This is a genomic window from Snodgrassella alvi (assembly GCF_002777425.1).
In the GTDB taxonomy this organism is placed as follows: Bacteria; Pseudomonadota; Gammaproteobacteria; order Burkholderiales; family Neisseriaceae; genus Snodgrassella; species Snodgrassella alvi_B.
This window is the reverse complement of the sequence record NZ_MDVC01000052.1, coordinates 1-7,388: the sequence shown is the minus strand read 5'-3', so window position 1 is coordinate 7,388 and position 7,388 is coordinate 1. Positions and strand designations below refer to the sequence as shown.

Here is a 7,388-nt window from a genome sequence, read left to right as displayed (position 1 = left end):
GATTTGGAAAGTATTTCAACACTTGATGATTATATCAAAGCCTTTGCGCTTAAAGCATAAATAAAAATTAAATAATACTCTTATATAGAGTAGAAAAGATTTTTACTCTATATAATATAATTTTATATAACTATTTGATAAATATTCATTATTAACAGAAATTATCTAACAAAATTTATTTTATAAATATCATGATTTTATTTGTAATAATAATTTTGAAAAAGCTTATTGCTAACTAAAAGAAATATCATCTATTTAGTCAAAAAAACCAAACATCTTTTAAAGATAATTTCTGATTATATAGCGGAGGCCGTTTTCATCGAAGTAGTAGTAAAAAAATGGGGCGTGCTACCAAAAATATCAGCTGAAATTCGGTTGAAATAGGTTTGTTAGCTGAAAGAGGCGGCAGCTTTAGTAGCGGATCCAGATAACTAACATCTAAAAACCAACTAAATACAAGGGTCATAACATGAAAACAAAAAATACCATACGACCCGGGAACAGCTTAAAAGACCGGCTGTTCCGGGTAATCAGCTATATCCTTATGCTGGTCATGGCACTGCCACAAATGGCTTATGCCCGCATAACAGATAATAGCCAAAAAATATCCGGCGTAAGCAATGCCAGCGTCAGATTACCGAATACCGAGTACACCGAAAACACCATAGACATGCGAGTGAAGGTATTAGGTGGCGAAGTTAAACTCAACCGTACCTGGGAAAACGGACGCTGGTATCTCAATCCGGCATGGGCAGAACTACGCTTCGTACTCGATCCACTCGATAGCAGCGTCAAAACCATCGACCGCGCCGGTACCCTGTACCAGCGTAGCGGCGACGCTGACTTATATACCTACAAACAAGTCTCAATCAAAAAAACCGACAACGGTTGGCGCTGGACAGATCCGCAAGGCAACTGGATTAACTACGACAGCAAAGGGCGGCCATTAGCCTATGGTAATGCCAGCAACATACAAGTCAGCTTTGAACTGGACAAAGATGGCCGGCGCAGCGCCATCAAAGACCACAACGGCGAACTGGTATACAGCCTGGATTATGATAACCAAGAACACCTGATCAAAGCCACCGACCGCAGCGGGCGCAGCGTGAGCTATAACTGGTCAGGTGACCGCCTGACTCAGGTTACCGATGTCATGGGTAATGTGTGGAAGTATGGTTACGACAACAACGGCCAGCTCACCAGTCGCACCGATCCCGATGGCGGCGTTATCAAAATTGATTATGTCCTGTCTGTACCCACCCGCAGAATAGCCATGGGCAGCGGCAAAAGTGGTGGCGTTGTATCGCAAAGTGCCGTAGTCAGCACCGGCGCAGCCGATCATGAGAACAAACTGGCGCGGGTAGGCAAAATCACCAGCAAAACCGGAGCTGTAACCGTCTACAACACCGAATATAACCGCGTAAACAAACAGTACACCATCACCGTAAACGATCCGGCAGGCCAAAAAACCGTCACCGTATTTGACAGCAACGGGCGCGTACTGAGCGAAAGCATTAATGGCAATCTTACCGCCAGCTATCAGCGCGATAGTGCCAACAACATCGTCAAATACACCGACGAACGTGGTCTAGTGATCACCACCCAGTATAACCAGGCCGACTATCCGGTTAAAATCACCTATCCAAATGGTGCCACCGAAGAATATCAGTACAACCAGGCCAACAAACCGGTCAAACAGACCAATGCCAAAGGCGACAGCATCACCTTTGAATACAACGCGGCCAACCAGCCCACCAAAATCACCTATGCCGCCGGCAAACCCGAATAGCGCGTAGTCAACTTCGAGTACGACAGCCTGGGGCAGCAGACCAAAGCCACCATAGCCAGCGGCAAACAAAGCATCAGCCTGCAACAAAGCTTCGACCGCTACGGCAATATAGCCAGCTATACCGACGGCAAAGGGCAGCAATACCACTACAGCTATAACATTCAGGGGCAGCCAACCGAAATACAGAACCCATTACAGCAGAAATGGCAACTGAGCTATAACCCGGCCGGCTACCCCAGCAAAATAACCGACCCGCTCAACCATAGCACCAGCATCCAAACCGATGCATTGGGGCGCGTAGTAGCCATAACAGATGCCCAAGGCAACAGTACCAGCTACAGCTATCGCGATACAGCCAAAGGACGCGAAGTTAAAGCCAGCAACGCCCTGAATCAAATCACCACCCTCCAGTATGACCAGCTTAACCGGCTCATCAAAACCATCAGCCCATCCGGACTGATAAGCGAGCAAAGCTATGACAATAGGAGCAGATTAACCCAATATAAAGACCACAACGGCAACCAGCTAGCATACGAATACGGCACCCCCGGTACCAGTCAGGCCGGCCTGTTGACCAAAATCAACTACCCGACCTATAGCGAAAGCTATACCTACGACAACATGGGTAACACCATCAGCGTAACCCAGCAGCTGGACAACAACACCGAACTGAGCAGCCATAGCAGCTACGACCAGCTGGGACTGCTCATCAGCCAGACTGATGCCGCCAACCGTACCAGCCAGAGCGAATACAACGCCCTAGGTCAGCTTAGCGCAGACATAGACACACTGGCAGGCAAAACCCAGTACCAGTACGACCTGTTCAGCAACCTCACCGGCCTTACCGACCCTAATGGCAACCAGTATCACTTCACCTATGATCAGAACAACAACCTGATCAAAGAAACCAAAACACTGGGCAATAATGTTGAATACAGCTACAACAATGCCAACCAGCTGATAGAACAGAAACAGACCAATGGCAATCGTATACAGTATCAATACGATGCCGCCGGCAACATCAGCCAGCAAAACTACATTGCCGCTGGACAAGACAATGCCGAACAGACAGTCCGCTATCAATATAACGCCAACAACCAACTGATAGACGTACAGCAGAGTGGCAGCACCAATAGCCACTTCACCTATCAGCGCGATGCATTAGGCAGAGTAGTGCAGGAAACCATCAGCTATGGCAACCTCAAACAAACCCTGAAATACAGCTACGATGCCGATGGCAATCTAGCCAGCATTACCTATCCAGATAACAGCACCGTAAGCTACAGCTATGCCAACGACCAATTACAAAAAACCGTACTGCCCAACGGAGAAGAAATCAACTGGCGTAACTACCAGTGGAACCAACCCCGCAGCATCACCTATCCACAGGCAGAACAAACCAACAGCTATGATGCCTTACAGCGGCCAGTACAGATAAAACTAAGCAGCAAAGGCCAGACCTTACTGGAACGCAACTACAGCTACGACAAAGTAAGCAACATCAGCCGTATCCAGACCGAAAAAGGCAGCAGCAGCTACCAGTATGACCCACTGGACAGACTAACCCAAGTCAAACCGGATAGCGAAACCACAGAGCAGCGCGCCGAGTCTTACAGCTACGATGCCATCGGAAATCGCATAGGCAGCGCCCAGCAGGCAGGCGAGTGGCAGTATAACGACCTCAACCAGCTAATCAAATGGGGAGAAGGCAAACAGCAGACCAGCTTAACCTATACCGCCAATGGTCAACTGTCTACAGAAGAAAGTGCCAATAAAAAACTCAGCTACAGCTACAACGCAGCCGAACGCCTGAGCAAAGTCAGCAATGACACAAGCGAGCTGGCCAGCTACGAATACGACCCGTTTGGCCGGCGTATCAGCAAAACTATAAACGGCGAGACCACCTACTATATCTACAGCAGCGCAGGCCTGCTAGCCGAACTGGATCAGAATGGCAAAATGCGTGTAGCGTACGGTTGGAAACCAGACAGCGACTGGGGTACCAGCCCCTTATGGCAGGCCAACCTGAGCGAAGGCCAGAGCCTGAAAAATGCCAGCTATCACTACCTGATAAGCGATCATCTGGGCACCCCGCAACTGGCTATAAACAGCGCCGGAGAACAGAGCTGGAAAATCAATAGCGATGCATTTGGCAACAGTGAACTGGAGGCAAACAACCAGATCACTATGAACCTGCGGTTTCCGGGACAGTACTACGATGCAGAGACCGGACTGTCATATAACTATTTCCGTGATTACGATGCGAAGACTGGGCGGTATATCCAGAGTGATCCGATAGGGTTGGCGGGAGGAATAAACACCTATGGTTATGTAGGTGGGAATCCACTGGTATACAGTGATCCGACCGGGGAGATTGCTCCGGCGGTAGTTGCAGGAGCAGGAGTTGCAACAGGAGGGATACGACTATGTGCAGCCAATCCAGCTTGCAGATATATGGCAAAAGAAGCTATAAGATGGGGCATTAGATGGGGCGCTAAAAGTTTAATTACACCCCCAATACTCAATGATAAGGCAGATGATGACTGTAGAGATGAAAATGTAGAAATAAATGACGCAAGCAGCCCTAATATAATAGGAGGGGCACCCAATCCGCCGGATCCTGATGATGATAAATATACAGACTATAAAAAGAAATTAAGAAAAGGAGATAATATTGATTTGAAAAGATTTAATCAAAGACTAAAAGGTGGAGATTATACTGACCCGAAAACAGGATGGAAAATTTCACCAGATAAGGCTAGAGCTAGGGGACATGGTGGAAGTTATTGGAAGCTATATAATAAAAAAGGTGTTAGAATTGGTACACTTAGTAAAGAAGGGAAATATTTAAGAGAATGAAAAATGCAATTGATAAATTAATAAAAATTGATTTTCAAAATTTTGATTTCTTATTAAAAGATTATTTTATTTTTAGTATCTCTATTTTTGATCACATTCTGAATGAAGAAGAATATATTAATGCATATTTAGTCTCTTATGCAGATACTAGAAATAATATAGAGAAGAAAATTCTATTTAATAAAATTAAAAGAAAATTTGTTTTTATATATAAAATTTTGTTTAAATTATCAAAAGGAAATATAATAGCTATAATTGATGAAAGACCTAGGAAAATTGAATCATTTAAAAATTATATGTACTTAATAAATAATATTCTTAAAGAAAAAAAACTATGTATATTGACTTACCCATCATTGGGTTGTGTCACTACTACTGGATATGATTTAACACACCAATTTTTGATTCAAAAAAACAAAATTTTATTAAAAAGAAAAATTGAAAGAATAGTAAAAAAGATCGGGTTAAACATAATTAAATATTAATTTAATATATAATTATTAATTTTTATAAATATTGTTAAGTGACTATAACAGGAGATAAAATGAATTATCCAGATGTAGTGAAATAAAGGTAGGAGATACACTTAGTTTAGAAGGAGGAATGACTGGTCTAGTATTATGCTCTTTTGATTCAAAATATTATCTTCCTGAATTTGATTATGAATTATGGGCAGGTATATGTAAAACTGGAATAATGGTAGATACTAATGTTGCTGGTTTAATTCATTATTCTGAACCAAACCCTAATTTTAAATTATTGAAAAGAAAAAATTTTTAATAGATTAAAGAGATGTATATTTTAGTTAAAAATTAAATATAATTATCCCGCAATATTTACTATATTGCGGGATAATTTTTAAATGTTTAATTTAAAGTTGAAACTTTAGCTATAACGCCGCAGAGCGACTGAGTAAAGTCAGCAACACCAGCGGAGAAATAGCCAGCTACCAGTACGACCCGTTTGGCCGGCGTATCAGCAAAACCGTAAACGGCGAGACCACCTACTATATCTACAGCAGCGCAGGCCTGCTAGCCGACTGGATCAAAATGGCAAAATGCGCGTAGCGTACGGTTGGAAGCCAGACAGCGACTGGGGTACCAGCCCCTTATGGCAGGCTAACCTGAGCGAAGGCCAGAGCCTGAAAAATGCCAGCTATCACTACCTGATAAGCGATCATCTGGGCACCCCGCAACTGGCCATAAACAGCGCTGGAGAACAGAGCTGGAAAATCAATAGCGATGCGTTTGGCAATAGTGAACTGGAGGCAAACAACCAGATCACCATGAACCTGCGGTTTCCGGGACAATACTACGATGCAGAGACCGGACTGTCATATAACTATTTCCGTGATTACGATGCGAAGACTGGGCGGTATATCCAGAGTGATCCGATAGGGTTGGAAGGCGGAATAAATACATATAGATATGCAAATGATAATACGCTGAAGTTTATTGATCCATTTGGATTAAAAGATTATTATTATGAAGTAGTAAGAAGTTATTACAAGATAGATGAACATGAACTATTAGGTAAGTTAGGGGCTAGGGCTGGACATACGTCAAAAGTACTTAATTCAGTTTTAAATGATATGAAAAGACTTCAATTAGATTCATCAGATCAATTTTTTCATTGTATAGCATTCTGTCGAGTTTCAAAGGATAAGGATGCAAGTAATAGGATGGCTAGATGGTTTGGTAGAAGGAAAGAAAACTTTGATTATATTAAGGGACGTGTTGGACTTTATGGAACAGGTAAAGTGTTTTCTCATCAGGAAATGATAAAAGATAATGAAGAGGATCTAAAAGTAAATGATTATGGATTAAGTTGTCCTGTTGATATCAGTTGTCAAGATAGATGTAGGAAATTCCTTAATCCAAATCATAAGAAAACAATGAAAGTATTAGAAAATGAAGGATATTTATAATGGTAAAATCTTATACACAACTGTTATTTTTATATGGATTTATCCTTTATGGATGTGATCTTTTGGATTCAACAAATGTAACATATTATGAAAAATATACAGATATTTTACCTAACGCTGGTGTGAACAGTTGGCTACCAGAAAACTTTCCAAAGGAATCTAGAAATATTTATGTTAAAACTGATGTTGAAACAAATGAACTTAAAGTTTATTTTACCTTGAATAATATGTAGTAGTCTTTATTTAATCTGACATTTAGTGTATTTTAAACCAACAATGGAGTGTCAGTAATGAATCAATCTGCAAAAATAATTAAACCTAAATTAGGACTTTTAGAACTCGCTAAACAGTTAGGTAACGTTCAGCAAGCCTGTAAAGTCTTGGGGTATAGTCGCGACAGCTATTATCGCTTCAAAAAACTCTATGAACAGGGCGGAGAATTAGCTCTTCAGGAAATAAGTCGCAAAAAACCTATAGAGAAAAATCGCGTAGAACCTCATATTGAGCAGGCTGTCGTTAATATGGCTTATGAATTTCCTGCTTATGGCCAACATCGGGTTGCTAATCAGCTACGTCTGCAAGGAATAATGGTCTCTGGCAGTGGTGTACGTTCAATCTGGTTACGCCACGATTTAGAAAGCTTCAAAAAAAGACTGATCGCTCTGGAAACAAAAGTAGCTCAGGAAGGGCTTGTGTTAACAGAAAGCCAGCTACAGGCTTTAGAGAAAGCGAAAGCAGCGCGAGAGGCACAGGGTGAAATTGAGACCCAGCATCCTGGATACTTATGCGCACAAGATACATATTATGTTGGTC

The 7,388-nt window shown here is 42.2% G+C and carries 7 protein-coding genes; all 7 read left to right on the top strand.

The window, feature by feature from the left end:
• The first annotated feature begins 469 nt into the window (after positions 1-469).
• Complete coding sequence (locus BGI33_RS03715) at positions 470-1,789, top strand: RHS repeat protein (RefSeq protein ID WP_100089991.1); 1,320 nt, start codon at positions 470-472, stop codon at positions 1,787-1,789.
• Positions 1,790-2,077: 288 nt separating this feature from the next.
• Positions 2,078-4,648 (top strand): RHS repeat-associated core domain-containing protein, encoded by a 2,571-nt coding sequence (locus BGI33_RS03705; RefSeq protein WP_100089990.1) that lies wholly within the window; start codon positions 2,078-2,080, stop codon positions 4,646-4,648.
• Complete coding sequence (locus BGI33_RS03700) at positions 4,645-5,133, top strand: hypothetical protein (RefSeq protein ID WP_100089989.1); 489 nt, start codon at positions 4,645-4,647, stop codon at positions 5,131-5,133. Before BGI33_RS03705 ends, BGI33_RS03700 begins: the two co-directional genes overlap by 4 nt.
• A 118-nt stretch (positions 5,134-5,251) precedes the next feature.
• Positions 5,252-5,428, top strand: a complete 177-nt coding sequence (locus BGI33_RS13045) for a hypothetical protein (RefSeq protein ID WP_180297065.1) — start codon at positions 5,252-5,254, stop codon at positions 5,426-5,428.
• Between the two features lie 277 nt (positions 5,429-5,705).
• Positions 5,706-6,575 carry an RHS repeat domain-containing protein gene (locus BGI33_RS13385; RefSeq protein WP_100089988.1) on the top strand — a complete coding sequence of 290 codons (870 nt, stop codon included), beginning with the start codon at positions 5,706-5,708 and terminating at the stop codon, positions 6,573-6,575.
• Positions 6,575-6,808: a hypothetical protein gene (locus BGI33_RS03685; RefSeq protein ID WP_100089987.1), complete on the top strand. Its 234-nt coding sequence runs from the start codon at positions 6,575-6,577 to the stop codon at positions 6,806-6,808. Before BGI33_RS13385 ends, BGI33_RS03685 begins: the two co-directional genes overlap by 1 nt.
• A gap of 57 nt (positions 6,809-6,865) precedes the next feature.
• Positions 6,866-7,388, top strand: a 523-nt coding sequence (locus BGI33_RS03680; protein WP_144235360.1) for a helix-turn-helix domain-containing protein, incomplete at its 3' end; no start/stop codon positions are given.